28 protein-coding genes are annotated in these 26,484 nt (G+C 66.6%); 16 read left to right on the top strand and 12 right to left on the bottom strand.

Going from position 1 to position 26,484, the window contains the following annotated elements; genetic code table 11:
• Positions 1–64: 64 nt before the first annotated feature.
• Positions 65–331 carry a WXG100 family type VII secretion target gene (locus QFZ36_RS12250; RefSeq protein WP_306636815.1) on the bottom strand — a complete coding sequence of 89 codons (267 nt, stop codon included), beginning with the start codon at positions 329–331 and terminating at the stop codon, positions 65–67.
• Between the two features lie 213 nt (positions 332–544).
• Here QFZ36_RS12250 and QFZ36_RS12245 point away from each other — a divergent pair, with 213 nt between their 5' ends.
• A complete protein-coding gene (locus QFZ36_RS12245; RefSeq protein WP_306636814.1) occupies positions 545–817 on the top strand; it encodes a DUF2277 domain-containing protein in 273 nt (90 codons plus the stop codon).
• A 10-nt stretch (positions 818–827) separates the two neighbouring features.
• Here QFZ36_RS12245 and QFZ36_RS12240 read toward each other — a convergent pair whose 3' ends face one another.
• From QFZ36_RS12240 to QFZ36_RS12215, 6 genes are all read right to left on the bottom strand, one after another.
• Positions 828–3,098, bottom strand: a complete 2,271-nt coding sequence (locus QFZ36_RS12240) for a heavy metal translocating P-type ATPase (RefSeq protein WP_306636812.1) — start codon at positions 3,096–3,098, stop codon at positions 828–830.
• 35 nt (positions 3,099–3,133) lie between these two features.
• The gene (locus tag QFZ36_RS12235) at positions 3,134–3,373 is read right to left on the bottom strand and encodes a heavy-metal-associated domain-containing protein (protein WP_306636810.1); all 240 of its coding nucleotides are present in this window, start codon (positions 3,371–3,373) and stop codon (positions 3,134–3,136) included.
• Between the two features lie 88 nt (positions 3,374–3,461).
• Complete coding sequence (locus tag QFZ36_RS12230) at positions 3,462–3,821, bottom strand: metal-sensitive transcriptional regulator (protein WP_306636808.1); 360 nt, start codon at positions 3,819–3,821, stop codon at positions 3,462–3,464.
• A 304-nt stretch (positions 3,822–4,125) separates the two neighbouring features.
• Entirely contained in the window at positions 4,126–4,644 is a 519-nt protein-coding gene (locus QFZ36_RS12225) for a universal stress protein (RefSeq protein ID WP_306636806.1), read from the bottom strand.
• 53 nt (positions 4,645–4,697) lie between these two features.
• Positions 4,698–5,453, bottom strand: a complete 756-nt coding sequence (locus QFZ36_RS12220) for a class F sortase (RefSeq protein WP_306636804.1) — start codon at positions 5,451–5,453, stop codon at positions 4,698–4,700.
• Positions 5,454–5,567: 114 nt separating this feature from the next.
• Complete coding sequence (locus tag QFZ36_RS12215; RefSeq protein ID WP_306636802.1) at positions 5,568–6,287, bottom strand: hypothetical protein; 720 nt, start codon at positions 6,285–6,287, stop codon at positions 5,568–5,570.
• Positions 6,288–6,563: 276 nt separating this feature from the next.
• Here QFZ36_RS12215 and QFZ36_RS12210 point away from each other — a divergent pair, with 276 nt between their 5' ends.
• The 3 genes from QFZ36_RS12210 to QFZ36_RS12200 are packed head-to-tail and all read left to right on the top strand — an operon-like array spanning position 6,564 to position 8,208.
• Positions 6,564–6,764: a hypothetical protein gene (locus QFZ36_RS12210; RefSeq protein ID WP_306636800.1), complete on the top strand. Its 201-nt coding sequence runs from the start codon at positions 6,564–6,566 to the stop codon at positions 6,762–6,764.
• Between the two features lie 57 nt (positions 6,765–6,821).
• Positions 6,822–7,928: a WD40/YVTN/BNR-like repeat-containing protein gene (locus tag QFZ36_RS12205; RefSeq protein ID WP_306636798.1), complete on the top strand. Its 1,107-nt coding sequence runs from the start codon at positions 6,822–6,824 to the stop codon at positions 7,926–7,928.
• Positions 7,888–8,208 (top strand): MoaD/ThiS family protein, encoded by a 321-nt coding sequence (locus QFZ36_RS12200; RefSeq protein ID WP_373427042.1) that lies wholly within the window; start codon positions 7,888–7,890, stop codon positions 8,206–8,208. The genes QFZ36_RS12205 and QFZ36_RS12200 overlap by 41 nt, the downstream gene beginning before the upstream one ends.
• Before the next feature lie 96 nt (positions 8,209–8,304).
• Here the strand turns inward: QFZ36_RS12200 and QFZ36_RS12195 are convergent, their stop codons facing one another.
• The 4 genes from QFZ36_RS12195 to QFZ36_RS12180 form a co-directional block, all read right to left on the bottom strand.
• Entirely contained in the window at positions 8,305–8,541 is a 237-nt protein-coding gene (locus QFZ36_RS12195; RefSeq protein ID WP_306636796.1) for a hypothetical protein, read from the bottom strand.
• A 184-nt stretch (positions 8,542–8,725) separates the two neighbouring features.
• Positions 8,726–9,952 (bottom strand): pyridoxal phosphate-dependent aminotransferase, encoded by a 1,227-nt coding sequence (locus QFZ36_RS12190; protein ID WP_306636794.1) that lies wholly within the window; start codon positions 9,950–9,952, stop codon positions 8,726–8,728.
• Positions 9,953–9,991: 39 nt separating this feature from the next.
• Positions 9,992–11,686 (bottom strand): alpha-amylase family protein, encoded by a 1,695-nt coding sequence (locus QFZ36_RS12185; protein WP_306636792.1) that lies wholly within the window; start codon positions 11,684–11,686, stop codon positions 9,992–9,994.
• Entirely contained in the window at positions 11,683–12,711 is a 1,029-nt protein-coding gene (locus QFZ36_RS12180) for a TIGR03885 family FMN-dependent LLM class oxidoreductase (protein ID WP_306636790.1), read from the bottom strand. The genes QFZ36_RS12185 and QFZ36_RS12180 overlap by 4 nt, the downstream gene beginning before the upstream one ends.
• 170 nt (positions 12,712–12,881) lie before the next feature.
• Here QFZ36_RS12180 and QFZ36_RS12175 point away from each other — a divergent pair, with 170 nt between their 5' ends.
• Both QFZ36_RS12175 and QFZ36_RS12170 read left to right on the top strand, forming a co-directional pair.
• Positions 12,882–13,805 carry an AEC family transporter gene (locus tag QFZ36_RS12175; protein ID WP_306636788.1) on the top strand — a complete coding sequence of 308 codons (924 nt, stop codon included), beginning with the start codon at positions 12,882–12,884 and terminating at the stop codon, positions 13,803–13,805.
• A 57-nt stretch (positions 13,806–13,862) separates the two neighbouring features.
• Positions 13,863–14,939 (top strand): ATP-dependent DNA ligase, encoded by a 1,077-nt coding sequence (locus QFZ36_RS12170; protein ID WP_306636786.1) that lies wholly within the window; start codon positions 13,863–13,865, stop codon positions 14,937–14,939.
• A 116-nt stretch (positions 14,940–15,055) separates the two neighbouring features.
• Here the strand turns inward: QFZ36_RS12170 and QFZ36_RS12165 are convergent, their stop codons facing one another.
• Positions 15,056–16,375, bottom strand: coding sequence for an MFS transporter (locus QFZ36_RS12165; RefSeq protein ID WP_306636784.1), 1,320 nt, complete (start codon positions 16,373–16,375; stop codon positions 15,056–15,058).
• 232 nt (positions 16,376–16,607) lie between these two features.
• Here QFZ36_RS12165 and QFZ36_RS12160 point away from each other — a divergent pair, with 232 nt between their 5' ends.
• From QFZ36_RS12160 to QFZ36_RS12115, 10 genes are all read left to right on the top strand, one after another.
• Positions 16,608–17,435, top strand: a complete 828-nt coding sequence (locus QFZ36_RS12160; RefSeq protein ID WP_306636782.1) for an IclR family transcriptional regulator — start codon at positions 16,608–16,610, stop codon at positions 17,433–17,435.
• Between the two features lie 173 nt (positions 17,436–17,608).
• Positions 17,609–18,490 (top strand): shikimate dehydrogenase, encoded by an 882-nt coding sequence (locus QFZ36_RS12155; protein ID WP_306636780.1) that lies wholly within the window; start codon positions 17,609–17,611, stop codon positions 18,488–18,490.
• Complete coding sequence (locus QFZ36_RS12150) at positions 18,490–20,358, top strand: bifunctional sugar phosphate isomerase/epimerase/4-hydroxyphenylpyruvate dioxygenase family protein (RefSeq protein WP_306636778.1); 1,869 nt, start codon at positions 18,490–18,492, stop codon at positions 20,356–20,358. Before QFZ36_RS12155 ends, QFZ36_RS12150 begins: the two co-directional genes overlap by 1 nt.
• 43 nt (positions 20,359–20,401) lie before the next feature.
• The gene (gene pcaH / locus QFZ36_RS12145; RefSeq protein WP_306636776.1) at positions 20,402–21,274 is read left to right on the top strand and encodes a protocatechuate 3,4-dioxygenase subunit beta; all 873 of its coding nucleotides are present in this window, start codon (positions 20,402–20,404) and stop codon (positions 21,272–21,274) included.
• A 5-nt stretch (positions 21,275–21,279) separates the two neighbouring features.
• On the top strand, positions 21,280–21,837 hold the full coding sequence (gene pcaG, locus QFZ36_RS12140) for a protocatechuate 3,4-dioxygenase subunit alpha (protein ID WP_306636774.1): 558 nt from the start codon (positions 21,280–21,282) through the stop codon (positions 21,835–21,837).
• On the top strand, positions 21,834–23,318 hold the full coding sequence (locus tag QFZ36_RS12135) for a lyase family protein (protein WP_306636772.1): 1,485 nt from the start codon (positions 21,834–21,836) through the stop codon (positions 23,316–23,318). The genes pcaG and QFZ36_RS12135 overlap by 4 nt, the downstream gene beginning before the upstream one ends.
• Entirely contained in the window at positions 23,311–24,129 is an 819-nt protein-coding gene (locus QFZ36_RS12130; RefSeq protein ID WP_306636770.1) for an alpha/beta fold hydrolase, read from the top strand. The genes QFZ36_RS12135 and QFZ36_RS12130 overlap by 8 nt, the downstream gene beginning before the upstream one ends.
• The gene (gene pcaC, locus QFZ36_RS12125) at positions 24,126–24,566 is read left to right on the top strand and encodes a 4-carboxymuconolactone decarboxylase (RefSeq protein ID WP_306636769.1); all 441 of its coding nucleotides are present in this window, start codon (positions 24,126–24,128) and stop codon (positions 24,564–24,566) included. Before QFZ36_RS12130 ends, pcaC begins: the two co-directional genes overlap by 4 nt.
• On the top strand, positions 24,563–25,777 hold the full coding sequence (locus QFZ36_RS12120) for a thiolase family protein (protein ID WP_306636767.1): 1,215 nt from the start codon (positions 24,563–24,565) through the stop codon (positions 25,775–25,777). Before pcaC ends, QFZ36_RS12120 begins: the two co-directional genes overlap by 4 nt.
• Positions 25,778–25,782: 5 nt before the next feature.
• Positions 25,783–26,484 (top strand): 3-oxoacid CoA-transferase subunit A, encoded by a 702-nt coding sequence (locus QFZ36_RS12115; protein WP_306636765.1) that lies wholly within the window; start codon positions 25,783–25,785, stop codon positions 26,482–26,484.

Raw genomic sequence — 26,484 nt, 5'->3', positions numbered from 1 at the left:
GCAACGGCCCGGACACCCTGAGGTGCCCGGGCCGATGCGGCGGCAATGTTTGCCGCCAAAGCCTCTAGCCGTTTGAGGCCTGGGACTGCTCCTGGGCGTTACGCGTGGCCTTGCTGCCGGCTTCCTTCAGGGCTTCGGCAACCTTGGTCAGCATGGTGACGTGCTGGCCGTCCCATTCCCCCTTGAACTTGTCCGCGTCCGGGCCCTTCCAGTCGGTGCCGTGCAGAAGCTTGGTCAGAGTGGACTTCTGCGTCTCGATCTCGGACGCACCGTGCTGAAGCTTGTTTCCGAGCTGACGAAGCTGCTCAACGTCTGCACCCCAAATAGCCATGAGTTTCTCCTCGTAAGATCGTGGATCCGAACCAGGTCGGCATCCCCCGCGGCCCCCCGGCTTGTCCGGAAGATCCAATGCCTCAAACCTATCCCGGCCCGCAAAACAGTGTCGATGGGCACCCCTGCCCATGCCGTGCTCCGCATGGACAGGAGTTCCGCGATGTTCTGTAGAGGGGTCGATCCGTGGCGATCCAGAGCCTAGCATGGCGTTATGTGCCGGAATATTCGAACCCTCCACAACTTTGAACCGCACGCCACCTCGGAGGAGGTGCATGCCGCGGCCTTGCAGTACGTGCGTAAGGTCAGCGGCAGCACCAAGCCGTCCAAGGCCAACCAGGAGGCCTTTGAGGAGGCAGTCCACGAGATCGCCCACATCACCCAGCACCTCCTGGAGGCACTGGTAACGCAGGCTCCGCCCAAGGACCGCGACGCCGAGGCTGCGAAGGCGAGGGCGCGCGCAGCCGTACGGTACGGCGCGGCCTGAGCCCTGAGTCCTAGGCCTTCCGTCCGAAATTGCGGAGACGCAGCGAGTTGGCAACGACCAGGACCGAGCTCGCCGCCATCGCGGCGCCGGCGATCATCGGGTTCAGCAGGCCCAGGGCGGCCACCGGAATGCCCACGGCATTGTAGAAGAACGCCCAGAACAGGTTGGTTTTGATGGTGGCCAGGGTCCTGCGCGAGAGTTCGATGGCCTGGACCACCTGCGACAGGTCGTTGCCCATCACCGTCAGGTCGGCAGCCTCGATGGCCACGTCCGTGCCGGATCCCATGGCGATGCCGAGGTCAGCCTGCGCCAGCGCCGCGGCATCGTTGACGCCGTCGCCGGCCATGGCCACGGTGGCACCGGCGGCCTGCAGTGTTTTCACCACTTCCACCTTGCCCTCGGGCAATACACCTGCGTAAACGTCTGCGGGATCAATTCCGACGGCGGCAGCCACCTGAGCAGCCACGGCCGCGTTGTCTCCGGTCAGCAGGAGGGGGCGGAGGCCCAGCGCTTTCATCCGTTCGACGGCGGCGCGGGAGCCGGGCTTGACGGTGTCGCGAAGGCTGATAATCCCGGAAACGGTCCCGTCCACTGCCACCCAGACAGCCGTGGCGCCGGCGGCTTCTGCCGCTGCCTGGGCCCGCGCCTGGTGTGGAGTGATGGCGATACCGTTCTGCTCAAGCCAGCCGGTACGACCGGCAACGATCAGCCTGCCCTCAACGGTTCCCGTGACGCCGCCGCCCGGCGCCGACCTGAACCCTTTCACCGGCGGCAGGTGCCCGCCGTCGTGCGCTGATTCGCGACCCCGGCGCGTTTCCCGGGCCGCAGCAGCGGCGGCAATCGCGCGGGCTACCGGATGCTCCGATGCTGCCTCGACTGCTCCGGCCAGCCGCAGGACCTCGCGCTCCCCAAACCCTTCGAAGGCAAGGGTGGAATCCACTGCCAGCACCCCGGTGGTGACCGTTCCGGTCTTGTCCAAGAGGATGGTGTCCACGGTCCGGGTGTCTTCAAGCACCTGCGGGCCCTTAATCAGGATGCCCAGCTGCGCGCCCCGGCCCGTCCCGGTCAGGAGGCCAACGGGAGTGGCAAGTCCCAGCGCGCACGGGCAGGCGATCACCAGGACGGCGACGGCGGCGGTAAAGGCAGCGCGCAGCCCCCCGCCCGTGGCTCCCGCACCCGCAACAAGCAGCCAGAGCACAAACGTGAGTGCGGCGACGGCCAGGACCACGGGAACGAACACGGCGCTGATGCGGTCTGCGAGGCGGGCGATGGGAGCCTTGCCCGTCTGCGCCTGGGACACGAGGCGCGCCATCTGCGCCAGCGTAGTTTCCGAGCCTACGCGCGTGGCCTTGACCAGCAGCCGGCCGGAGGTGTTGATGGTGGCGCCGGTGACCCGGCTGCCGGGTTCAACCTCCACGGGCACAGACTCGCCGGTCACCAGGGAGGCGTCAACAGCAGACGTCCCGTCGACGACTACACCGTCGGTGGCGATTTTCCCACCGGGGCGGATCACCAGGATGTCGCCAACCGCCAGCTGCCCAGCGGGAATCCTTTGCTCGCGGCCGTCACGCAGGATGGTGGCATCCTTCGCGCCCAGGCTCAGGAGGGCATGCAGGGCGTCGCCCGCTTTTTGTTTGGCGTTGGCCTCGAGGTGGCGGCCCAGGAGCAGGAATGTGGTGACGACGGCTGCCACCTCAAAGTACAGGCCTGCCTGCTCCATTTCCTCCATGCCCGGGTGCTCGGTCAACAGGGGGTTGGAGAGCAGCTGCCAGGCTGAGAACAGGTAGGCGGCGGCGACACCGATCGACACCAGCGTGTCCATGGTGGACGCGAAGTGGCGGGCGTTGATGGCGGCCGCGCGGTGGAACGGCCAGGCGGCCCAGGTGACCACGGGCAGGGCCAGCGCGGCCGCTACCCAGCCCCACTGCGGAAACTGGAACGCCGGGACCATGGAGATCAGGAATACGGGCACCGTCAGGAGGGCGGCCAGGACCAGGCGCGGGAGCAGGTTCTCCGCTGGGGCAGCCTCCGGAGCCGGGGTGGGCTGGTGGACCGTAGCTTTGTATCCTGCCGCGTTGACCGTGTCCACCAACTGCTCGTTGGTGATGCCTGGCGGCACTGTTACGTGGGCGGATTCCAGCGGGAGGTTGACCAGGGCCTGCACGCCTTCGAGCTTGCCGAGCTTCTTTTCCACTCTGTTGACGCAGGAGGCGCACGTCATGCCCTCGATGTCGAGCTCCACCACCCGGGTTCCTGGCTGGAGTAGATCCTGGTTGCTCATGTGGCCCCCTATCCGTGCTGTGTCAGGGCAGGTGCTTAGGCTTCGTTGGCGACGACCAGGTAGCCGGCCTCCGCTACGGCCTCGCCGATTTCCGATGGTGACAAATCGTTGCTCGAGGTGATGGTGACGGTGGAGACGCCGCCGGCGTTGAGCTCGACGTCCACTGCCTCTACGCCCGCGAGGGACTCAAGTTCTTCGCTGACGGCCGAGACGCAATGGCCGCACGTCATTCCGGCGACGCTCACCGTGGTGGTGGTAGGGGAGGTGGTGCTCATGGCTGCTCCTTGTTGTTTGGCCGGCATGGTGGGCCGGCGGTCATTGTCCGGCGTCGGCCGGACGGCCGTTTAAGTTGGAAGTCCGCGATTAGCGGAGAAGGCGGCCGATGGCATCGGCAGCTTCTTTGACCTTGGCATCGATGGCTTCTGCCCGCACTGCGGGGTCCGGCTCCGAGGCTGCTCCCACCACACAATGGCCGATGTGCTCTTCCACGAGTCCCAGGCTGACAGCGTGCAGGGCCTTGGTGACGGCGGAGACCTGCGTGAGGATGTCGATGCAGTACTTGTCCTCATCCACCATGCGGGCAATTCCGCGCACCTGGCCTTCGATGCGTTTGAGGCGGCGCAGGTAGGCGTCCTTGTTTCCCGTGTAGCCGTGCTGCGGCCCCTCAGGGCCCGCATCAGCTTCAACCGCTATCCGCGCGACTGCTTCTCCGGTTGTACTCATGCGTCGACCGTATACCCCCGAGGGGTATACGGTCAAGTACCCCGTGGGGGTATACGCGCGTGCGTCTCAGCTAGCCGCCGAGGCTGGGGCAGTAGGAGCGGGGGCACAAAAAAGCTCCGGAGTGCGTTATTGGGGGATACGCACTCCGGAGCAGCTCTTGGGCAAACCCGGCGTCCACCTCGGCGGAACCGGCCTGCTTGAATCAGCTTACTGGCTGGTACTCCCCTCCGCCAGCACCTCGAATAACTACTTTCGCTTTACTTTCTCCGCTCTTAATTCGGCTCCAGTAACAGGCTGCCGAAGGTCACGGCTGGTCCTCGTGGGCTGGCATCCGGTAGGGAACAACCAGGACAGGGCGGCTCTGGTGGTGGACCAGCCAGGTGCCAACTGCCCCGTTCAGGGCTTCGCTGAGCCGGTGGGAGAAACCCCGCTCTGACGTGCCGACGACGATCATCGGGGCATTATTTTCCGCCGCCAACCGTGCCAGCGCCCGGGCGGGATCGCCGGCGAGGATCCGGAAGGTCCATTCCGTGTGCCCGGCTTCCGCCGGTACTTTGGCTACCGCCGCTTCTATGGATGCCCGCAGCTCTGAAGCCACGGCCCGGATGTCCTCGTCGTCCGCGTCCGGGTGGAGGGAGAGCCGGTGGGCGGACCGTGCGGGGTCCCATTCCACCAGGTAGCTGGCCTCGTCAACGTAAGCGCAGAGCAATGGTCTTCCCAGCCGGGCGGCGAGGAGGGCTGCGGTCTGCAGGACCTCAGGGTGCTGCTTTGGTGCAATGCCTGCCAGCAGGGGTGACGTACCGCTGAATGGGTCTGATGTCATAGCTTATTCTCGGCCTCCCCTACGCGCTTGAACAGGGTGCTTACTGTGGTCCGTCACGGCGCGGGTGATGCCGTGACCACCACGTTCTTCCCCCAGGGATCTTCAGTGAAGCAGCTGATCAGGACCAGCCGGTTCGGCACGATGTCCCAGATGGGACTGTCCTTGAGGCTGGACTTCAGGTAGGTGGTCACGCTGTCCACCCGGTAGGGGATGGTGCCGGTTGCGGTGTCCACTTCGAACCTGTCGCCCACAGCCGCCGATGAACTCAGATGGTTGAAGGGTGCGTCCGCACCTTCCCAGCTGTGCCCGATCACGTAGGTTGTGTTCGCCGACCCCTGCCCGGGAGTCCCGAAGGGCGTCAGCCAGTAGCCGTCTTTGGTTTCAGGTGGCTCCACCGTTTGGCTGGCCTGCGCGGCAGCGTCCAGGTCCAGCGCGTGGACCGGAACATCGAACGCGGCGGCGCCGTAGCGGATGCGTACTGGTTCAGCCGCTGCCGGGAGGACAGGGGCCGGCAGTGCTGCAGCTGGAGCGGCCGGAACCGGCACTTGGCCTGGCCCGGCCGTCCCCGTTGCATCTGCCGCCGTCCCGGCCAATTGTGCCGGTTGGCGGGATATGGCCCCAGGTGCCGGAGACACGATCCCCGCACTGTCTCCACCAGCGGACACGTCCATCTGGTGGAAGAGGGGTGTACCGAAGGTCATGGACAGAAAGGCCAGAACCCCGCATAGGAGGATGGCCAGGTCTCCCCGGTTCCAGCGTCTCCGCCTGTGGTCCTTGAGAGCCGCGTGCCGGCTGCGTTCCTTGGACATGCTGCTCCTCAGCAGTTGCGGATGAAAGGAAGGAAGACGCCCCGCCGGGCACTGGCGGGACGCCTTCCTGTCGTGGGGCCCTTGATGGCGCCGAGGGTTGCGGCGCAGCCGGTATCAGTCGGCCAGGGGCAGTGTGCGGCGGTTGCGGCGGAAAGCCACTGCCGCGCCGGCTGCCACCAGGGCGCCCACACCTGCCAGCCAGGACGGGCTGCTGGAGCCGCCCACGGCCGTCTGGGCGTTGAACCCCTGGTTGGTTCCCAGGCTTGTGGCCGCGGCACCAGCAGCAGTCCGTTCAGGGACGACGACCGTGGCTGCCGCCTGCGGGACGGTCACCGGCGGAACCACAGCGGGCTGCTGGACGGGTGGAATCACGGCAGCAGTGACCACGGGAGTCTCCACTACGGGCGTTTCAACGACAGGTGCCTGAATCACCGTCTGTTCCACAGGCGGAACCACAACCGGCGGGTTCACCACGGGCTGCTCGACCACCGGCGGGTTCACCACGGGCTGCTCCACCACCGGTGGAGTCACCACGGGCGGCTGCTCAACCACGGGTGGCGTTTCACCGGCCGGCAGATCATCGCATTTGGCAATGTAGGTGAGCTTTCCGGCGTTCGTCCAGTTCATTCCGTCCGGCGCCTTCGGGGTGGGCGGGATGATGTCCGTAGGATGCTCGTCGTGGCCGCCAATCCCGTTGACGCTGAATTCCAGCGGCTTCCAGGATGTCCCGTCGTCATGGCAGACGGTGACTTTTTCGGACGCTGCCATGGCCGGTGCCGTGATGCTGATCAGTCCCAGCCCCACCACCCCTAGGGCGGCAAAAGTGCGTTTCATTGTTCTCTCCCCAGTATGTTTGAAACGGACCATGATGAGGAGGAACAGCGGTTACGCCGAATGCCCCAGCAGCACGGTCAGCTTGCTTGAGTTTTCAGGCTAGGTGCGGGCCCGCAACTGGTCGCGAGTAGGGTGTACTCGTCTTTCGGAGGCTTCCGCTGGACCTGTTACTTGCGGGTACCCGAAAATCCCGCAGCGGTACTTGTCCAGGACGCGGGTACCTTGTAGCCGGCACCGCCCGCGCCTAACGTTGAATTCGAGAAAGGGCGTGAGGGCATGCAAATTTTTATGTGGTGGCTGGACCTGGACCTCGGGAGCAAGGAATGGTTGCGGGAGAATCTGCGTGCCGGGGAACTTCCCCTTCCGGTGCTGCAGGGGATCGCTGAAGCGGGTGGACCCCACCCGGACAACCCGACGGCAGTGCTTACGGACGCGGACTGGGACTTCATCGAGACTCAGTCGGAGTTTGTGGACTAACCCTCGCCGCCCTCTTTCAGCCAAAACCGTTGCAGCCTGCCCGGGGCGGGTGGTTGCATGGTGGGCATGGCAACCCAAGGAAGTTTTGTCTTAGCAATCGGGACCAAAAAGGGCCTGTGGCTGGCCACCAGCCCGGACAGGCGGGAATGGTCCTTCACCGGCCCCCATTTTTTGATGAGTGAGATTCCGAGCATCGGAATCGACACCAGGGATGGCCGCACCCGGATCATGGTGGGGGTCCGGAACGAGCATTGGGGCCCCACGGTGGCTCACTCGGACGATCTTGGCACCACCTGGTCCGAACCCGAGCAGGGCGCCATCAAATTCCCCGAAGATACGGGCGCGGCCCTGGAACGCATCTGGCAGATTTATCCGGACGCCGAGGCCCGGCCGGGAGTGGTGTGGGCCGGGGCGGAGCCCATCTCGGTGTGGAAGTCCACCGACGGCGGCGAACACTTCGAGCTGAACAGGGGCCTCTGGGACCATCCCCACCGCAGCGACTGGGGTGCCGGCTACGGCGGCGCCGCTGCCCACTCGATCGTGGTCCACCCTGAAGGCGAAACCGTGCACGTCGCCATGAGCACAGGGGGCGTTTACCGCTCGCTCGACGGCGGCACCTCCTGGGAGGCCCGCAATAAGGGGATCTCCGCCTACTTCATGCCCGACCCGAACCCTGAGTTCGGACAGTGCGTGCACAAGATCGCTGCGGATGCCGCCGTCGACGGCCGCCTCTATGCGCAGAACCACCACGGCGTGTACCGCACGGACGACAACGCGGAGAGCTGGACGTCAATTGCGGAGGGCCTGCCGGCCGACTTCGGGTTCGTCATGCTGACCCATCCGCGGCGGGAAGGTACAGCCTGGGTTGTCCCCCTCAAAGCCGACGGCGAGCGTATCCCGCCCAACGGTGAACTGGCCGTCCACCGCACAGACGACGCCGGCGCCAGCTGGAAGAGGCTCAGCAACGGGCTGCCCACGGGCGAGTACAACAGCGTCCTGCGGGACGCAGCCTCCGTGGATTCGGCGGAACCGTCCGGCGTGTACTTCGGCACGCGCGGAGGCAGTGTCTATGCCAGCCCGGACGAAGGGGAGACATTCTCGGAAGTGGTGGCACATCTTCCGGATGTCCTGTGCGTCCGGGCGGCAGTGGTGGCCGGTGCCTGACATATCGGTAGTACTTCCCAGCATCCTGCAGCCACTGGCCGGCGGGCAGTCCGTTCTGACTGCGCCCGCGGACGGACCTGTGACCGTGGCAAAACTGCTGGATTCCGTCACCGCCGACTTCGCTGTCCTTGCCCGCCGGCTTCGGGACGAGACGGGAGCCTTGCGGCGCTTCGTGAATGTCTACGTGGATGGTGACGAGGTGCGGCGGTTGCAGGGCCTGGACACGGAGGTTGCACCCGGCCAGGAGGTGCTGGTCATCCAGTCGGTGGCGGGCGGCTGATACCGGCCCGGAAGGCCAGGCTCCTGCAGCGGGCAGTCCTTACTGACTGCACCCGCTGCCGCAGCCCGGCATTTCCGGCGCCGCCGCGCGTCCGGTTCAGGCAACCCGCCAGACGCTGCATTCGTCCGTATTGATTGCTTTCCGCAGGCCTGTCATCCTGTCCAGGATCCACACCACTCCGATTCCCGGCGCCGTCTCCTGGACCCTGCCCCGGCGGATCACTACGTCATCGTAGGAAGGGCCAATGGAAAGGCGGGCTTCGATCTCGTCGCCGCGGCGGAGCTGGTCCAGGGCGCGGACTCTGGTTACATGGGCTGCTGCTCTCTTTAACATGGGGGGCCTCCTGGCTGGAGCTGGTGCCGGCTCTTGCCTGCACTACCAGTGTGGAGTGGCAATGTTGCGCCTTGGTTTCCTGATGGTTAGGCGCCGGTTAGTTCTTTGAGCCGGAACTGTTTCCCGCCAAGGGTCTGCCGGCGGCGTGGCACCCAAGGCAGAGGTCTTCCTGGGCAGCCGCTGGCTACGCTGCCTCGCGGTTGCGGTAGGCGGCGAGGAACGTTGCGATCCTGCGGACGGCTTCCTCGATGTCCAGGACAGACGGGAGGATCACAAAGCGGAAGTGGTCAGGCGTGGGCCAGTTGAACGCCGAGCCGTGGGACACCAGGATTTTCTGGTCCTTCAACAGGTCCAGGACGAACTGTTCGTCGCTGGCGATCGGGTAGAGTTCCGGGTCCAGGCGCGGGAACAGGTACATGGCGCCCTCTGCCGGCACGCAGGTGATGCCCGGAATGGCGGTCAGCAGCTTGTGCGCGAGGTCCCGTTGTTCCCGGAGCCGGCCGCCGGGGCGCACCAGTGCCTCGATGCTCTGGTAGCCGCCCAGGCATGTCTGGATGGCATGCTGGGCAGGAACGTTGGGGCACAGCCTCAGGGACGCCAGCAGCTCCAGCCCCTCCCGGTACGCGGCGGTGGCGGCCAGCGGCCCGGTGACTGCGACCCAGCCGGCACGGTAGCCGGGCATCCGGTAGGCCTTGGACAGGCCGCTGAACGTCAGGCAGCAGACGTCCTCAGCCACGGCGGCCGTGTGGATATGCACGGCTTCCCCGTACAGCACCTTCTCGTAGATCTCGTCCGAGAAGAGGACCAGGTTGTGCTTCCGGGCCAGGGCGGTGAACTGTTCCAGGATGTAGCGGGGGTAAACGGCGCCGGTGGGGTTGTTCGGGTTGATGATCACGATGCCCTTGGTCCGGCTGGTGATTTTTGCCTCGACGTCGGCCATGTCCGGCCACCAGTTTTCCTCCTCGTCGCACAGGTAATGGACAGGCGTGCCCCCGGTCAGGGTCACAGCCGCCGTCCACAACGGGTAGTCCGGTGCCGGTACCAGGATCTCGTCGCCGTTTTCCATAAAGGCCTGCAGGCACATGGAAATCAATTCGCTGACCCCGTTGCCAATGAAAATGTCCTCCACGCCGATCTGCATCAGGCCGCGGGTCTGGTAGTACTGCGAGATGGCGGTCCGGGCGGAAAAGATTCCCTTGGAGTCGCTGTAGCCCTGCGCGCCCCGCAGGTGGTGGATCATATCCACCACCACCGATTCCGGGGTTTCCAGGCCGAACGGGGCGGTATCGCCCAGGTTCATCTTCAGGATCCGGTGCCCCTCGGCCTCCATGTTCTTCGCTGCCTGGAGGATCGGCCCGCGGAGTTCGTACCGGACGTTCTGGAGTTTGCTGGAATGTTGCATGGCGCGCATGGTTGATCTTTTCATAAAGGACGGCGCCGGGCGTCCCTGTCAGGGTGCCAGCCGGTCGCCCTTCCGGTGCAGCCGAAACCACCGGAAACCGTAACGGCCCAGCTCCACGGTGAAGCCGCCGTCGGGCTCCAAAGGCACGCTCCCGCCGTCGAACACGTCCAGCAGGGCGGCGTCCTTGAAGGCTTGCGGCGGGCTATCCTCCCGGCCGGCGTTGGCGCTGATCGTCACCGGATCCTCGCCCAGATTGTGCAGGAGCACCAGCATGCCGCCGTCCGAGCTGCAGGTGTGCGCGAAGACCGCGCGCTCCGGCTGGTCGATAAGGGCGAAGCCGCCCCACCCCAGCTCCGCGTTCTCCCGGTAGCGCAGGATCAGGGTTGCCATGAAGTTGAAGAGTGAATCGGGGTCCCGCCTGGCGGCAGCCGCGTTGACGTGGTCCGGGCCGTACTCTCCCCTTGCCAGCGGGACCGCCAGGTCCGCCGCCTTGGCCGTGGAAAAGCCCCCGTTTTTCCCGTCGCTCCACTGCATGGGGGTGCGCACGGCGGCCCTGCTCTTGAGCCGAAGGTCCTCACCCATGCCGATCTCCTCCCCATAGAACAGCACCGGGGTGCCGGGCAGGGAGAACATCAGCGAGTACACCATCCGGAGGCGTTCCGGATCGCCGTCCAGCATCGGGGGAAGCCGGCGGCGCAGGCCCCGCCCGTACACCTGCATGTTCTTCTTGGGCCCGAAAGCGGCAAAGACCTCCCCGCGTTCGCCGTCCGTGAGTTTGTCCAGGGTGAGTTCGTCATGGTTGCGCACGAACATGGCCCACTGGTTGTCCGGATGCAGCGGCGGGCGGCTCTTCAGGTTTTCCGCCAGGGGCCGGGCATCCTGCCGCGCGAGCGACAGGTAGAGGTGCTGCATGGACAGGAAGTCGAACTGCATGTTGAGTTCGTTGCCGTCGGGGCCGCCGAAGTACTCCAGTTGTTCCTTGTACGGCAGGTTTACCTCTCCGAGCAGCACCGCGCTGCCGTTGCGGCGGTTCACGAAGCTCCGCAGGGCCTCGAGGTAGCCGTGCGGATCCAGGTTGGCGGCCTCGTCCTTGGGCTGGCCGCGGGTTTCGAGGAAGAAGGGCACGGCGTCCAGCCGGAAACCGTCCAACCCGAGTTCCAGCCACAGGCCCATCGCCTTGGCGATCTCGTTCCGTACGCCGGGGTTGGTCACGTTCAGGTCCGGCTGGTACTTGGCGAACATGTGCAGGTACCACTCGCCGGTGGTCTCATCCTTGTTCCACAAGGACGTTTCCTCGCCGGGGAACACCACCTCCGATGACGTGTCCGGGGGTGTGTCGCTCCGCCACACGTAGTAGTCCCGGTACCGGTTGTCCTTTGACGTCCGGGCCTCCACGAACCACGGGTGCTGGTCCGAGGTATGGTTCACCACGAAGTCCGCGATTACGCGCATGCCCCGGTCCCGGGCGGCGCGGACGAACTCCACCAGATCACCCAAGGTCCCAAGCCGGGGATCAACGGTGAAGAAATCGGTCACGTCGTAGCCGTCATCCCGGTCCGGGGAGGGATAGAACGGCATCAGCCAGATACAGGTTACGCCGAGGGCGGCCAGGTAGTCCACACGCTGGGTGAGGCCGGCGAAGTCGCCGCAACCGTCGCCGTCGTCGTCAAAGAATGTCTCGACGTCCAGGCAGTAGATCACGGCGTTTTTCCACCAGAGGTCGGAGGTTTCGGCGATCCTCATGCCGAAGCGCCCGACGCCGGTTCGGCACCGGCCGCAGAAAGCTGCGGGACCGCCGGGGTGCTGCCCGGCATGCGCAGTTGCGGGAGTACCTCCGCGGCGAACGCGTCGATGAAGGGAGCCTGCTCCTGGCCCACAAAGTGCAGGTAGAGCTCGTCGAAGCCCAAGTCTGCGTATTCGGCCAGCCACTCCGTATGCTGGCCCAGGTCCGCCGAGACGTTCACGGTTTTGCGGACCTGCTCCGCTGTCACGTGTTCGCCCACCACGTCGAAGTGTCCGGCGGTGGGCAAATCCCAAGGGATGGGCGGATCATAGGTGTTGGTCCGCCACTGGTCGAGCGCAACGGCAACAGCTTCCTCTTCGTTCCCGGCCCAGGACAAATGGACCTGCAGGACAGCCTTGCCCTGCCCGCCGTTGTCCCGGTAGGCCGCCAGCATGTCCTTGAGCTTGTCGGCCGGCTGGTTCACGGTGACCAGGCCATCCGCCCATGCGGCCGCACGCCGGGCGGTGTCCACGCTGACCGCGGGAGCAATGAGCGGCGGGGGGTTGTCCGGAACGTCCCAGATCCTCGCCTGTTCCACGGTGACCAGGCCGCGGTGGGTGACCTCCTCGCCGCGATGCAGGCGCCGTATCACCTCCACGCTTTCCTCCAGCCGGCGCTGGCGGATGTCCTTGGGCGGCCAGGGATCCCCGGTGATGTGCTCGTTCATGTTCTCCCCGCTGCCGGTGGCCATCCAGAACCGGCCCGGGAACATGCCGGCCAGGGTGGCCGAGGCATGGGCGATGATGGCCGGGTGGTACCGCTGGCCGGGCGCCGTGACCACCCCGAACCGGAGATTGGTGGTGGCCAGCGCTGCTCCCAGCCAGGACCAGGCGAAGCCGGAGTGTCCCTGCCGGGCGGACCACGGCTCGATGTGGTCCGAGCACATAGCCGCGTCAAAGCCCGCCCGCTCCGCGTGCTGGACGTCCCTGAGGAGCCGGGCGGGGCTGATCTGTTCGTGTGAAGCGTGGAAGCCGACAGTAACCATCGTTAACCTCTACCGTCCGGCGCGTGCCCTGTCGAGGGTTTCGGCCGGGCGGTTGGCGGAATGCGGCACCGGTGCAGCCGGCCTGCCACTTGTCAGATAAGTTTGTAACTTGTAACACTGCGCCCGCTGCGGTCCTGCGCAGCTGGCGGAACTGGAAGGAAGTACCTCTTGTGGTCGGTGTGCTGATCGGGCTGGCGGTGATCGGCGTCGTCATTGCGGTGGGCTACATTGCCGCGCGGTGCGGACTGGGCGGAGAGCCGACCGTTTCGGCGCTGACCCGCACCGCCTTCTTTATCACCAACCCGGTGCTGCTGTTCACGGTGGTCCTCGAATCCGACCTCACTGTGGTCTTTTCCGCCTACGTTCCGCTGGCCATGATCACGGCTGCCGTGACTGCTTTGCTGTATGTGGCGGCGAGCCGGCTGTGGTTCCGGCGCCCATTGGCCGAAACCGCCGTTGGGGCCATGGCCAGTTCCTACGTCAACGCCAACAACATCGGCATCCCCATCACGCTGTACGCGCTGGGCGACGCAACCCCGGTGGCGCCGGTCCTGCTGGTCCAGCTGCTCCTGTTCGCGCCGCTGGTCCTCACTCTTCTGGACCTTTCCGCCGCCGGCCGGTTTTCTCCCCGCCTGCTGCTGACCCAACCGTTCCGGAACCCCATGATCATCGCCTCTCTACTGGGCGTTGTCCTGGCGGCGTTCAAGGTGGAGCTTCCCGGCCCGGTGATGGCGCCGCTGACGCTCCTGGGCGGGGCGGCCGTTCCGGTGGTGCTGCTGGCCTTTGGCATGTCCCTGCACGGCTCGCGCATGCTGCAAAGCGGCGGGCATACCGCGGAAATCCTGACCGCCACCGCGCTGAAGTCTGCGGTGATGCCCCTGGTGGCTTTCGTCGTCGGGCGCTTCCTCTTCAGCCTGGACCAGCACATGCTCCTGGGCGTGGTGCTGATGGCAGCGCTCCCCTCCGCCCAGAACGTGTTCCTGTTCGCGGGCAAGTACGGCCGCGGGGTGGCGGTGGCCCGGGAAACCATCCTCCTTTCGACAGCGGCGGCAGCCCCGGCGCTGATCCTGATCGTCTGGCTGCTGGCCGGCTGAGCACCGGTCTTCCGCTGGTCTTCCGCCAGGGGCGGTCGCCGGGCAAGAATGGGCAGCATGGAACTTCCCGTGATGCCGCCCGTCCCGCCCATGCTCGCCAAGGCCGTCAGCGGCATCCCGGAAGGCGGTCTCAGCTACGAGCCCAAGTGGGACGGCTTCCGGTCCATCATCTTCCGGGACGGCGACGAGTTGGAGATCGGCAGCCGCAACGAAAAGCCCATGACCCGCTACTTTCCTGAACTCGTGGAAGCCTTAAGGGAAAACCTGCCGCCCCGGTGCGTGGTGGACGGCGAGATTATCCTGATCGGCCCGTCCGGCGACCGGCTGGATTTCGACGCCCTCCAGCAGCGGATTCACCCGGCGGCCAGCCGGGTGAAGCTGCTCGCGGCGCAGACCCCGGCCTCGTTCGTGGCGTTTGACCTGCTGGCCTTGGGCGAAGACGACTACAGGGACAGGCCCTTCACGGAGCGGCGGGCGGCACTTGAGAAGGCGCTCGCCGCCAGCAAAGCCCCCGTCCACCTCACCGCGGCCACCACGGACAAGGACACGGCCGGGCAGTGGTTTGAGCAGTTTGAAGGCGCCGGGCTGGACGGGGTGGTGGCCAAACGCCTGGACGGACGGTACGAGCCGGACAAACGGGTGATGTTCAAAACCAAGCACGAGCGCACCGCGGACTGCGTGGTGGCCGGCTACCGGCTGCACAAGAGCGGGCCGGACGCTATCGGTTCGCTCCTGCTCGGCCTGTACAAGGACGACGGCGGCCTGGCCAGCGTGGGCGTGATCGGCGCCTTCCCGATGAAGCGCCGCCAGGAGCTGTTCGAGCAGCTGCAGCCGCTCGTCACCGACTTCGAGGACCATCCGTGGGCCTGGGCCAAGCAGGAGGAAGGCGAACGGACGCCGCGGAACTCCGAAGGCAGCCGCTGGAGCGCCGGCAAGGACCTGTCCTTCGTGCCGCTCCGGCCCGACCTCGTGGTGGAGGTCCGCTATGACCACATGGAGGGCGACCGGTTCCGGCACACCGCCCAGTTCAACCGCTGGCGCCCGGACCGGGATCCGGAATCGTGCACTTACGCGCAGCTGGAGGAACCTGTCAGCTTCGACCTGGCGTCGGTGCTGGAGACCGGGCGGCCTTAGGGGCGCGGGGTGCCGGAACAGCCCGGTTTTGGAAAAGGAAAGCCCGCCATTTGGGGGAATGGCGGGCTTTCCGGTCTGAAAACCGGGCTGGAATGTGCTTCCGGTCCGGCGGAAGGTTACTTCAGGCCGAGCTGCTTGGTGGGAACCTTGAAGGATTCCTTGGCGGTCAGCGCGGAGATGGCTGCCACTGCGCAGATGATGGCGGTGAAGATGCTGATCTGGACCCAGCCGCCCGGCTTGATGCCGCCCATGGCTGCAACGATGGCCGGGGCGAAACCTGCCATCAGGAAGCCGAGCTGGGTGCCGATGGCCAGGCCGGAGAAGCGCACCTTGGTGCTGAACATCTCGGCGTAGAAGGACGGCCAGACGGCGTTGGAGGCGGCGTAGCCGCAGGAGAAGAAGCCGATGGCGGCCAGGAACATCAGCGGCACGCTGCCTGATTCCAGGCTGAGCAGGAACACGGGCGTCAGGGCGGCGCTGGCGAGGGCGCCGTAGATGAAGACGGGCTTGCGGCCGATCTTGTCCGCCAGCATGCCGAACAGCGGCTGGGTGCCCAGGGCTACGAGGTTGGCGCCCACCACGAGCCAGAGTGTGGTGGTGCCGTCAACGCCGGCAACGGTCTTGGCGTAGCTGATGGCAAGGGTGCCGAAAACTGTGGAGACTGCGGCGATGAAGGCACAGCAGATGACGCGCAGGACGTCGCGCCAGTGGCCCTTGAGCAGGTCTGCGACGGGGAGCTTGGAGATCTGGGCCGACTTCTGGGCTTCCTCGAAGGCCGGCGGTTCGTGCAGGGTGCGGCGGATGAAGAACGCCACCACAACAACGACTGCGCTGAGCCAGAACGGGATGCGCCAGCCGATGCCGTACTTGATCTCGTCCGGGAGGGCCAGGACGGGGATGAAGACGAGCGCGGCGAGGATCTGGCCGCCCTGGGTGCCGGTGAGGGTCCAGGAAGTGAAGAAGGAGCGGCGGTTGTCCGGGGCGTGTTCCAGCGTCATGGAGGAGGCGCCGGCCTGCTCTCCGGCGGCGGAGAGTCCCTGGCAAAGGCGGGCCAGCACCAGCAGGGCGGGAGCCCACCAGCCGACGGTGTTGAAGTCCGGGAGGCAGCCGATGATGAAGGTTGAGGCACCCATCAGGAGAAGGGTGAACATGAGGACCTTCCGCCGGCCCACCCTGTCGCCGAAGTGGCCCAGAATGACGGCGCCGATCGGACGGGCGACGTAGGCGAACCCGAAGGTGGCGAAGGACATGATGGCCGCGTTCGCGTCAGCATCGGGGAAGAAGACCTTGGGGAAGATGAGGGCGGCGGCGGAACCGAAGATGAAGAAGTCGTAGTATTCGACGGCGCTGCCCAGGAAGCTGGCGAGGGCTGCCTTCTTCGGCGTCCCGGCCGGGGCAGCGATGCCTGGCTCGGCGGACGGAAGTATCTGGCTCATGGAGTTCCTTAGATGTGACGACTTTGTCGCGGATGGATCGGGGGAGCTTCAGCCGGCACGGCCTGGGTGTTGGCTTTGGTCGGCACGGCTGCAGTGGCGGGAGGACCCGGACAGTAGCCACATGGTGGGAGCTACTTGTGCAATACAGCAATGATGACTGTGAGTGGAGTCACCTGTCAAGAAAATAATCACCATCTAGAAATAGCTCCCACCATGTGGCAACATGGACGGCATGAGTGTGAATCAAGCCACAGCGGACAATGGCGTTTCTGCTGACCCCAAGATGGACTCCAAGGCTGCGAAGGCGGACCGCACGGACATGGTGGGCAAGGCCCTGGGCCTGCTCGTCCTCCTGGGCGACGAGCCCCGCGGCGCCAGTGCCGCGGAGATCTCGCGCAGGGCGGAGCTGCCCTTCAGCACCACCTACCGCCTCCTGGGTTCGCTGACCCGGGACGGCTTCGTCGACTACGAGCCCGACGGTCGCCGCTACCACCTGGGGCTGCGGATCTTCCAGCTGGGCCAGCGCGTCTCCAACCATCACGGTTTCGCCGGCGCCGCCCTGCCCGTGCTGCGCCGCGTCACCGAGCAGACCGGTGAGGCCACCATCCTTAGCGTCCGCGACGGCCACCACCACCTCACCGTCAACAAGGTGGACGGGCCCCGCACTTTCCGGGTGACCAGCGACCCCGGGCACCTGGGTGCGCTGCATACCACCTCGGTGGGCAAGGCGCTGGTGGCCTTCGCTGACGACGCCGAGCGCCAGCGCCTGGTGGAGGAGCTGGAGCTGGAGCCGCTGACGGAGTATTCCATCACGGACCGGGACGCCTTCCGGGCGGAAATCGAGCAGGTCCGCAGCCGCGGCTACGCCTTGATGGATGAGGAGAACGAACTCGGCATGCGCGCTGTTGCCGTGCCCGTCTTCAACTCCCAGGGCCACGCTTTCGCCTCACTGGCCACCGCCGTCCCCGTCTTCCGCCTTAGCGTCGAGGCGCTGGCTGCCCATGTGCCGCTGCTGCAGGAAGCTGCCGCCGAACTCTCGGCCAGGCTTCCACTGCGTTAGCCGAACGGGCTGAAGTTCGGCGGCTGTGGGAGGCCGCTTTCGGGCTCCTGTTCGTATCTAGAACAAGAGTGCAAGATGTGAACAAGTGTTGTACTGTAATCCCTATCACCGGTCCCGTTGCGTATGCCAAGGCTGCGCCGCCCGGCTGGTGCCGTATCAAAGGAGCTGCACGGATGAGCAATCGAACTGAGTCCTACCTGGTGGGACTGGTCGGCGATGGCGTAATGCCGTCACTCACCCCGCCCATGCACGAACGCGAAGGGGACGTGCAGGGCCTGCGCTACCTTTACCGCCCCATTGACCTCCTGGAGCTGGGCCTTCCCGGCGAGTCCGTCGGCCAGCTGCTTCACAGCGCCCGCAGCCTGGGCTTCAACGGCTTGAACATCACGCACCCCTGCAAGCAGCTGGTGCTGCAGCACCTTGACGAGGTCTCCCCGGATGCCCTCCGGCTCGGCGCCGTCAACACCGTGGTGATTGAGGATGGGCGTTTCATCGGCCACAACACCGACTTCTCCGGTTTCGCCGCGGCTTTGGCATCCGGCCTTCCGGGCGCGAGGCTGGACCGTGTGGTGCAGTTGGGTGCCGGCGGGGCAGGCTCCGCCGTCGCCTACGCCCTGCTCACAGCCGGCGTGAAGACGCTGGACCTGGTGGACATGGACCCCGCCCGTGCCGCCGCGCGCGCAGAGGAGCTGGCCGGCTTCTTCCCGGACAGCACCGTCACGGCACGGACGACGGGGGAACTGCCCCAACTGATGCCCCTCGCCGACGGCCTGGTCCACTGCACCCCGGTGGGCATGGCCGCACACCCCGGCGTTCCGCTGGACCTTGAGCTGCTGGAACCGCGCCACTGGGTGGCGGACATCGTCTACCGCCCCATCGACACCGAACTGGTCCGGGGCGCCCGCGCCAAGGGATGCGAGGTGCTGGACGGCGGCCGGATGGCAGTAGGCCAGGCAGCTGACGCCTTCCGCATCTTCACCGGCCTTGAACCCGACCCGGACCGCATGCGCAACCACTTCCTGGAGCTTGTGGCCGCCGAAGAGGTGGCCGCCTGATGCGCACCGGAATCGCCACGGTCTGCCTGTCCGGCACGCTGAAGGAAAAGATGCAGGCCTGCGCCATCGCGGGCTTCGACGGCATCGAGATTTTTGAGCAGGACCTGGTCACGTCACCCCTCGGCCCCGAGGATGTGCGCAAAATGGCCGCCGACCTCGGCCTGGGACTGGACCTCTACCAGCCCTTCCGGGATTTCGACGGCGTCACCCCGGATCTGCTGAAGGCCAACCTCCGGCGCGCCGAAGCGAAGTTCAAGCTCATGTCCCGCCTGGGCATGGACACCATCCTGGTCTGCTCGAACGTGGCCACGGCCACCATCGACGATGATGACCTCCGCGCGTCGCAGCTCACCGAACTCGCGGAGTTGGCCGGGGATCATGGTGTCAAGGTCGCTTACGAGGCCCTCGCCTGGGGCAAGTACGTCAACGACTACGAGCACGCCTACCGCCTGGTGGAGATGGTGGACCATCCCAACTTCGGCACCTGCCTGGACTCCTTCCACATCCTTTCCCGCGACTGGGACACGGCGCCGATCGAGAAGATCAACGCCGAAAAGATCTTCTTCGTCCAGGTAGCGGACGCTCCCAAGCTCTCGATGGATGTGCTGTCCTGGAGCCGGCACTACCGCGTCTTCCCCGGCGAAGGCCAGTTTGAGCTCGCCAAGTTCATGGGCCACGTGGTCCGTGCCGGCTACACCGGCCCGGTTTCCCTGGAAGTCTTCAACGACGTGTTCCGCCAGTCCGACGTCGAGCGCACCGCCGTGGACGCCATGCGATCGCTGATCTGGCTTGAGGAACAGAGTGCCAAATGGCTTGCCGGGAACGCCTCGGAAGGTGCCGCAGGCGCCGCCGCCCGCCGTCGTTATCCCATGGAACTGGCCACGCTGCCGAAGGTGAGCGAACCGGCAGGCTTCAACTTCGCAGAGGTCAAGGCGGACGATACCGCCCGGCTTGAAAAGCTGCTGGGCCAGCTTGGCTTTACCTTCGAAGGCCGCCACCGCACCAAGGACGTCCAGCTCTGGACCATGGGCCAGGCGCGCGTGATCATCAACGAACAGGCGGCCACCCACGCGGAGCCGGCCATCGCCGCTTTGGGGTTCGACGTCGATTCCCCCGTGATTGCCTCTGCCCGGGCCCAGCAGCTGAAAGCGCCCGTGGTGGCCCGCAAGGTCCAGGCTGACGAGGAAGTGTTCCAGGGCATCTCCGCCCCGGACTCCACCGAGATCTTCCTGTGCCAGGGCAGCCCCGACGGCACCGCCGCCTGGACGCACGAATTCGGCGAGGGGCTGGAACACCCGCGGCAGTCACAGAATGCTGTCATCGATCACGTGAACCTTGCCCAGCCGTGGCAGCACTTCGACGAAGCCGTCCTCTTCTACACCAGCGCCCTGGCACTGGAACCGCAGCCCTTCGCGGAGGTGCCGAGCCCCAGCGGCCTGGTGCGCTCGCAGGTCATGCAGACGTCCGACGGCGCCGTGCGGCTCGTTCTGAACCTCGCCCCGGTACAGCAGGCACCGGCCCAGCACGCCCGCAAGACCTACCAGGAACACATCGCGTTCGCCGTGGACGACCTTGTGTCCGCCGCCAGGTCCGCCCGCGACCGCGGCCTCGAGTTCCTGCAGATTCCGGCCAACTACTACGAGGACCTGGACGCCCGCTTCGACCTTGAACCGGGCCTGCTGGCCACCCTCCAGGAGCTCAACCTCCTGTATGACCGGGACGCCAGCGGGGAATTCCTCCATTTCTATACCGCCACCGTGGGCAGCGTGTTCTTCGAAATGGTGGAACGCCGCGGCAACTACGACGGCTACGGGGCGCCCAATGCTCCGGTGCGCCACGCAGTCCAGTACGACCTCGCCCGCCCCTGAACCTGTACACCACCTAAGAATCCAAAACCGAAAGGAGCCGGCTGTGCCTTCAGACCACACCGCACAAGCGCTCGAATCCGAGGAACTCGTGCCTCCCGCCGAGCCGCACGCCGCGCACGGGTCTTCCAGGAACGTGGAAACCCAGGCGGATCTCAGTGCAGAGATCAACTCGATCGGCGACGCCTATGTGCGGGCCCTCAAGGACGGCGCCCCGGCCGAGACCCAGCCGCGGCTGGACTACCCGCCCTACCGCAGCAGCATCCTGCGGCACCCCACCAAGAGCCTGCACCACGCGGACCCGGAGACCATCGAGCTGTACTCCCCGGCCTTCGGCCACCAGGACGTGCACGCCCTGGAATCGGACCTGACCATCCAGCACAACGGCGAGCCGCAGGGTGAGCGCATCATCGTGGCCGGCAAAGTCCTGGATGGCGACGGTCACCCGGTGGCAGGCCAGCTGGTGGAGATCTGGCAGGCCAATGCCTCCGGCCGCTACATCCACAAGCGCGACCAGCACCCCGCACCGATCGATCCCAACTTCACGGGCATCGGCCGCTGTATCACCGGCCCGGACGGCTCCTACCGGTTCACCACCATCAAGCCCGGCGCCTACCCCTGGAAGAACCACCTGAACGCCTGGCGCCCCGCGCACATCCACTTCTCGCTGTTCGGCAGCGAATTCACCCAGCGCATCATCACCCAGATGTACTTCCCCGGCGACCAGCTCTTCCCGCTGGACCCCATCTACCAGACCATCGTGGACCAGGACGCCCGCGACCGGCTGGTGGCCAACTACGACCACACCCTCACCGAACCCGAGTGGGCGCTGGGCTACAACTGGGACATCGTCCTGACCGGCCCCAAGCGGACGTGGACCGAAAATGAGGCGCTCGGCGCAGAAGGTGATGAGGAGTAGGAAAGATGAGCACCAAACTGGTACCCACCCCCGGTCAGACCGTCGGCCCGTTCTACGGCTACGCGCTGCCGTTCGAGAAGGACAACGAACTCCTCGCACCGGGTTCGCCCGGCTCCATCCGCCTGCAGGGCACCGTGTATGACGGCGCCGGGGAGACCGTTCCGGACGCCATCCTGGAAATCTGGCAGCCCGACGCCGAGGGCAACGTGGTCCAGAAAACCGGCTCGCTGGTCCGCGACGGCTACACGTTTACCGGCTGGGGCCGCGGCTCCGTTGGTTACAGCGGCGTGTACACCTTCACCACCGTCAACCCGGGCCCCACGAAGCCTGGGGCCGCGCCGTTCATCTCCGTGGCCGTCTTTGCCCGCGGCCTGACCAACCGGCTCTTCACCCGCATCTACCTCCCCGAAAACGAGGAGGCGCTGGCCAGCGACCCGCTGCTCGGCTCGCTCGACCCGGAGCGCCGCCAGACCCTCATCGCCCGGCGCGATCCCGACGGCGGCCTGACCTTTGATATCCGCCTTCAGGGTGAGGGCGAGACAGTCTTCCTGGACTTCCAGTGACTGACGCGGCCAGCCCGGCACGCGGGGCCGTGAGGGCCGACGGCGACGTCGGCCTGCTCAGCCCTGTCTCGGCATCGCCGCTGGTCGGGGTGCTGACGGGGGACCGGGCAGTGCTGGCGGCGATCCTCGCCGTGGAGTCCGGCTGGGCTGCCGTGCTGGAGAAGGCGGACCTGGCACCCGCCGGTGCGGCCGCCGTCGTCGCTTCCGCTGCTGAGGCGGGCCGCTACGATCCGGTGGACATCGCCCGCCGTGCCCAAGGCGGCGGCAACCCCGTGATCCCGCTGCTCGGCGACCTCCGCAAGCAGGTCGCGGTGCTGGACACCGGCAACGTCGGCGCCGGGAAAGCCGTGCACACCTCACTGACCAGCCAGGACGTCCTGGACACCGCCCTGATGCTGCTGGCCCGCAACACCGTGGAGGCGCTGCTGGCTGACCTGAAAGGCGCGACGACGGCGCTCGCCACCTTGGCGGAGCAGCATGCGGACACGCTGTGCGTGGGCAGGAGCCTGACCCAGCATTCGCTGCCGTTCACGTTTGGCCTCCGCGCCGCGCAGTGGTTCCAGGGCGTCGCCGCCGCAGGCCGAAACCTGGAGAACGTGGAGTTCCCGGTGCAGTTCGGCGGAGCCGCCGGGACCCTGGCTGCGGGCAGTGTCCTGACGTCCGGCTCGTCCGCCACGCCCTTCAGCCTGGCTGATGCGCTGGCGTCCCAGTTGGGCCTTTCTGCCGCTCCGGCGCCGTGGCACACCAACCGCCTGGCCATCACGTCGTTGGGGCATGCCTTGACGGCAGTCTTGGATTCCTTCGGCAAGATCGCGGCCGACGTCCTCTTCCTGAGCAGGCCGGAGGTGGGCGAACTGGCCGAGCCGCGGGCCGCCGGCCGGGGCGTCTCCTCCGCGATGCCGCAGAAGCAGAATCCGGTGCTGTCCGTGCTGGTCCGCAGCGCAGCGCTGCAGGCCCCGGGCCTGGCAGCCCAGCTGCACCTGGCTGCCGCGAACTTCAACGACGAGCGTCCGGACGGCGCCTGGCACACCGAATGGCCCGCGCTCCGGCAGCTCCTGGCCCTGGCACTGGGCGCCGCCGGGCCTCTCCGGGAGCTCGCGGAGGGCCTGCAGGTCTTCCCGGAAGCCATGCGCCGCAACCTGGACCTCGCCGGTCCACTGCTCCTGGCCGAGGGCGTGGGCGCCGCCGTGGCCCCGCTGCTGGAGGACAAGGATGGCCGCAACGGCAAGCAGCAGCTGCAGGCCGTGGTGGACCGGACCCTCCAGGCGCCGACTGCGGAGCAGGCCGCCACGTACCGCAAGCTGCTCCGCGAAGCCGTCCCGGCATCAGTCCTGCCGGACGTGCGGCTGGAGGAACTCCTTGATCCGGCCAGCTACCTCGGCGAGGCTGCGGAGATCTCCCGGCGGATCCTTGCCACGTACCCGGCTTTTGCCGCGAATTCATCTTCAGACACCGATGCGAATGGAGCTTCCCGTGGCTAAACCAGCCTTGAAGGCAGCGCTGCTGTCACCCCAGCGACCCCTGGGCGGCCACCCTCTGCTGGTGGTCGGCCCGTCCCTGGGCACCTCCTCGATCCTGTGGAACAGGGCTGCGTCCCTGCTGGGAAACGATTACGACGTGGTGGCCTGGGACCTGCCCGGCCACGGCGTCTCGCCCGCCGCAACCGAAACGTTCGACGTCGCCGCCTTGGCTGATTCGGTGGTGGACCTGATCGACTCCATCGCCCCCGGTGAAGCCTTCCACTACGCAGGGGTTTCGCTGGGAGGTGCCACCGGCCTGCAGCTGGGCATCAAACACGGGGAGAGGCTCAAGAGCCTCTCCGTCCAGAACAGCGGAGCCAAGATCGGCACCCCTGAGGGATGGCTGGAGCGCGCCGAAACGGTCCGCAGCCAGGGCACTCCGGTGATGATCCAGGGTTCGGCGCAGCGCTGGTTCGCTCCCGGATTCATGGACCGCGAGCCCGAGGTGAGCAGCCGGCTCCTGCACGCCCTGCGCGACGCCGACCGCTTCAGCTACGCCTTCTGCTGTGAAGCGCTGGCAGCCTTTGACGTCCGCGAGGAACTGGGCAGCATCCGTGTCCCCACCCAGCTCATCGCGGGCGCGCTGGACGAGGTTGCCCCGCCGTCATTCGCCGAGGCAGTGGCCGCCGGCATCACCGCCGGCGGCGGCACTGCCACCGCCGTCTCGCTCGAGGGAGTGGCGCACCTTGCTCCCGCTGAGGCGCCCGCGCACGTGGCGGAGCTGATGCGTGGCCTCATCTCGTGGGCCGAAACTCGGGAGGCAGGCGCATGAGTGGCACAGAACGTCAGGGAATTGAACGGCACGGCGTGGTTCAGCCCGGTGCAACCAGCCAGGAGATTTACGACGGCGGCATGACGGTCCGGCGCGAAGTCCTTGGTGACGCGCACGTGGACCGGGCGAATGCCAACAAGGACGAGTTCACCGAAGACTTTCAGGACATGATCACGCGGATCGCGTGGGGTGGCATCTGGACCCGGCCGGGACTGACCCGGCAGATGCGCTCCGCCGTCACCATCACCGCGATGGTGGCGCACGGGCACTGGGAAGAGCTGGCCATGCACATCCGCGCTGCCCTCACCAACGGCCTGAGCAGGGACGAGATCAAGGAAATCCTGCTCCAGACCGCCATCTACTGCGGCGTCCCGTCCGCAAACACCGCGTTCAAAACCGCCCAGCAGGTCTTTCGAGAAATGGACACAACCCCATGAACCAGGCTTTTGTGTACGACGCAGTGCGCACCCCGTTCGGCAAGTTTGGCTCAGGCCTCGCAGGAGTCCGTCCGGATGACCTCGCCGCGCACGTGATCAGGGAGTCAGTGAAGCGCGCTCCCGCGCTGGATCCTGCGCGGATTGATGAGGTGGTGTTCGGCAACGCCAACGGCGCCGGTGAGGAGAACCGCAACATCGCCCGGATGGGCACCCTGCTGGCGGGCCTGCCGGTGTCCATCCCGGGAACCACGGTCAACCGCCTGTGCGGGTCGTCGCTGGACGCTGCGATTATCGCCTCACGCCAGATCAACGCCGGTGACGCCGACCTGATGCTGGTGGGCGGTGCGGAGTCGATGTCCCGCGCCCCCTGGGTGCTGCCCAAGACGGAGAAGCCCTACCCGGCCGGTGACATGACCCTGGCCTCCACCACCCTGGGCTGGCGCCTGGTGAACAAGGCCATGCCCAAGGAATGGACCATCTCCCTGGGCGAGGCCACCGAGCGGCTCCGCGAGAAATACGGCGTCACCCGGGAGCAGCAGGACCAGTTTGCCGCTGATTCGCACAACCTCTCCGCCGCAGCGTGGGACGAAGGCTTCTACGACAACCTTGTGGCACCGGTCCCGGGCACGGACCTGGTCCGGGACGAAGGCATCCGCCCCGGCTCCACCGCCGAAAAGCTCGCGGCCCTGAAGACCGTGTTCCGCAACGAACCCGAAGGCGCCGAGGTGGGCGGCACCGTCACGGCGGGTAACGCGTCCCCGTTGTCCGACGGCGCCTCCGCGGCCTGGATCGGATCCGAGAGTGCCGCCGGGCTGCTGGGGCTGGAGCCGCTGGCCCGGATTGCCGGGCGCGGTGCGCACGGCAACGACCCGCAGTACTTCGGCTTCGCCCCGGTGGAGGCGGCGAACAAGGCCCTGGCGAAGGCGGGGATCGGCTGGGACCAGGTGGGCGCCGTCGAACTTAATGAAGCGTTCGCCGCGCAGTCCCTGGCGTGCATCAACGCCTGGGGCATCGACCCGGGAATTGTGAACCGGCATGGCGGGGCGATCGCGATGGGCCACCCGCTGGGTGCTTCCGGGACCCGGATCCTGGGCACCCTCGCCCGGTCCCTGCAGGCTTCCGGCCAGCGCTGGGGTGTCGCGGCGATCTGCATCGGCGTGGGGCAGGGCCTCGCCGTGGTGCTCGAAAACGTCACTTCAGGAAAGGCATAAGCGAAATGCTGAATTTTGTAGATTCGGTCCAGGAGGCCGTGGCCGGGATCAAGGACGGTTCCACGGTGATGATCGGCGGGTTCGGCAACGCCGGGCAGCCGTTCGAGCTGATCGACGCGCTGCTGGAGTGCGGCGCCACCGGCCTGACGGTGGTGAACAACAACGCCGGGCAGGGCGACCAGGGCCTGGCGCTGCTGATCAAGGAAGGCCGGGTGAAAAAGATGATCTGCTCCTTCCCGCGGCAGTCCGACTCCTGGCACTTTGATGCCAAGTACAAGGCCGGTGAGATCGAACTCGAACTCGTGCCGCAGGGCAACCTGGCCGAGCGGATCCGCGCCGCGGGGGCCGGGATCGGCGGGTTCTTCACGCCCACGGGGTACGGCACCATGCTCGCCGAGGGCAAGGAAACCCGCATCATCGACGGCCGCGGGCAGGTGTTCGAAACACCCATCCACGCCGACGTCGCCCTGATCAAGGCACTCAAAGCTGACGGGAAGGGCAACCTCGTCTACCGCAAGACGGCCCGGAACTTCGGGCCGATCATGGCCGCGGCCGCGAAGCAGACCGTCGTGCAGGTCTCGGAGATTGTCCCCACCGGCGGGCTGGACCCGGAAAACGTCGTGACGCCCGGGATCTACGTCAACAGCATTGTCCGCGTCCCGGCATCAGACCGCCGCGCCGCCGGCACTAGTGAGAAGGTGGCCTGA

It is taken from the genome of Pseudarthrobacter siccitolerans (genome assembly GCF_030823375.1).
GTDB classification, from domain to species: domain Bacteria; phylum Actinomycetota; class Actinomycetes; order Actinomycetales; family Micrococcaceae; genus Arthrobacter; species Arthrobacter siccitolerans_A.
The sequence above is the reverse complement of the archived record's forward strand: the minus strand, read 5'-3'. Positions and strand labels throughout refer to the sequence as shown.

Excerpts from the sequence above, each read along its gene's own strand:
- QFZ36_RS12250 (WP_306636815.1), bottom strand. The coding sequence starts at position 331 with ATGGCTATTTGGGGTGCAGACGTTGAGCAGCTTCGTCAGCTCGGAAAC.
- QFZ36_RS12245 (WP_306636814.1), top strand. The coding sequence starts at position 545 with ATGTGCCGGAATATTCGAACCCTCCACAACTTTGAACCGCACGCCACC.
- QFZ36_RS12240 (WP_306636812.1), bottom strand. The coding sequence starts at position 3,098 with ATGAGCAACCAGGATCTACTCCAGCCAGGAACCCGGGTGGTGGAGCTC.
- QFZ36_RS12235 (WP_306636810.1), bottom strand. The coding sequence starts at position 3,373 with ATGAGCACCACCTCCCCTACCACCACCACGGTGAGCGTCGCCGGAATG.
- QFZ36_RS12230 (WP_306636808.1), bottom strand. The coding sequence starts at position 3,821 with ATGAGTACAACCGGAGAAGCAGTCGCGCGGATAGCGGTTGAAGCTGAT.
- QFZ36_RS12225 (WP_306636806.1), bottom strand. The coding sequence starts at position 4,644 with ATGACATCAGACCCATTCAGCGGTACGTCACCCCTGCTGGCAGGCATT.
- QFZ36_RS12220 (WP_306636804.1), bottom strand. The coding sequence starts at position 5,453 with ATGTCCAAGGAACGCAGCCGGCACGCGGCTCTCAAGGACCACAGGCGG.
- QFZ36_RS12215 (WP_306636802.1), bottom strand. The coding sequence starts at position 6,287 with ATGAAACGCACTTTTGCCGCCCTAGGGGTGGTGGGGCTGGGACTGATC.
- QFZ36_RS12210 (WP_306636800.1), top strand. The coding sequence starts at position 6,564 with ATGCAAATTTTTATGTGGTGGCTGGACCTGGACCTCGGGAGCAAGGAA.
- QFZ36_RS12205 (WP_306636798.1), top strand. The coding sequence starts at position 6,822 with ATGGTGGGCATGGCAACCCAAGGAAGTTTTGTCTTAGCAATCGGGACC.
- QFZ36_RS12200 (WP_373427042.1), top strand. The coding sequence starts at position 7,888 with ATGTCCTGTGCGTCCGGGCGGCAGTGGTGGCCGGTGCCTGACATATCG.
- QFZ36_RS12195 (WP_306636796.1), bottom strand. The coding sequence starts at position 8,541 with ATGTTAAAGAGAGCAGCAGCCCATGTAACCAGAGTCCGCGCCCTGGAC.
- QFZ36_RS12190 (WP_306636794.1), bottom strand. The coding sequence starts at position 9,952 with ATGCGCGCCATGCAACATTCCAGCAAACTCCAGAACGTCCGGTACGAA.
- QFZ36_RS12185 (WP_306636792.1), bottom strand. The coding sequence starts at position 11,686 with ATGAGGATCGCCGAAACCTCCGACCTCTGGTGGAAAAACGCCGTGATC.
- QFZ36_RS12180 (WP_306636790.1), bottom strand. The coding sequence starts at position 12,711 with ATGGTTACTGTCGGCTTCCACGCTTCACACGAACAGATCAGCCCCGCC.
- QFZ36_RS12170 (WP_306636786.1), top strand. The coding sequence starts at position 13,863 with ATGGAACTTCCCGTGATGCCGCCCGTCCCGCCCATGCTCGCCAAGGCC.
- QFZ36_RS12165 (WP_306636784.1), bottom strand. The coding sequence starts at position 16,375 with ATGAGCCAGATACTTCCGTCCGCCGAGCCAGGCATCGCTGCCCCGGCC.
- QFZ36_RS12160 (WP_306636782.1), top strand. The coding sequence starts at position 16,608 with ATGAGTGTGAATCAAGCCACAGCGGACAATGGCGTTTCTGCTGACCCC.
- QFZ36_RS12155 (WP_306636780.1), top strand. The coding sequence starts at position 17,609 with ATGAGCAATCGAACTGAGTCCTACCTGGTGGGACTGGTCGGCGATGGC.
- QFZ36_RS12150 (WP_306636778.1), top strand. The coding sequence starts at position 18,490 with ATGCGCACCGGAATCGCCACGGTCTGCCTGTCCGGCACGCTGAAGGAA.
- pcaG (WP_306636774.1), top strand. The coding sequence starts at position 21,280 with ATGAGCACCAAACTGGTACCCACCCCCGGTCAGACCGTCGGCCCGTTC.
- pcaC (WP_306636769.1), top strand. The coding sequence starts at position 24,126 with ATGAGTGGCACAGAACGTCAGGGAATTGAACGGCACGGCGTGGTTCAG.
- QFZ36_RS12120 (WP_306636767.1), top strand. The coding sequence starts at position 24,563 with ATGAACCAGGCTTTTGTGTACGACGCAGTGCGCACCCCGTTCGGCAAG.
- QFZ36_RS12115 (WP_306636765.1), top strand. The coding sequence starts at position 25,783 with ATGCTGAATTTTGTAGATTCGGTCCAGGAGGCCGTGGCCGGGATCAAG.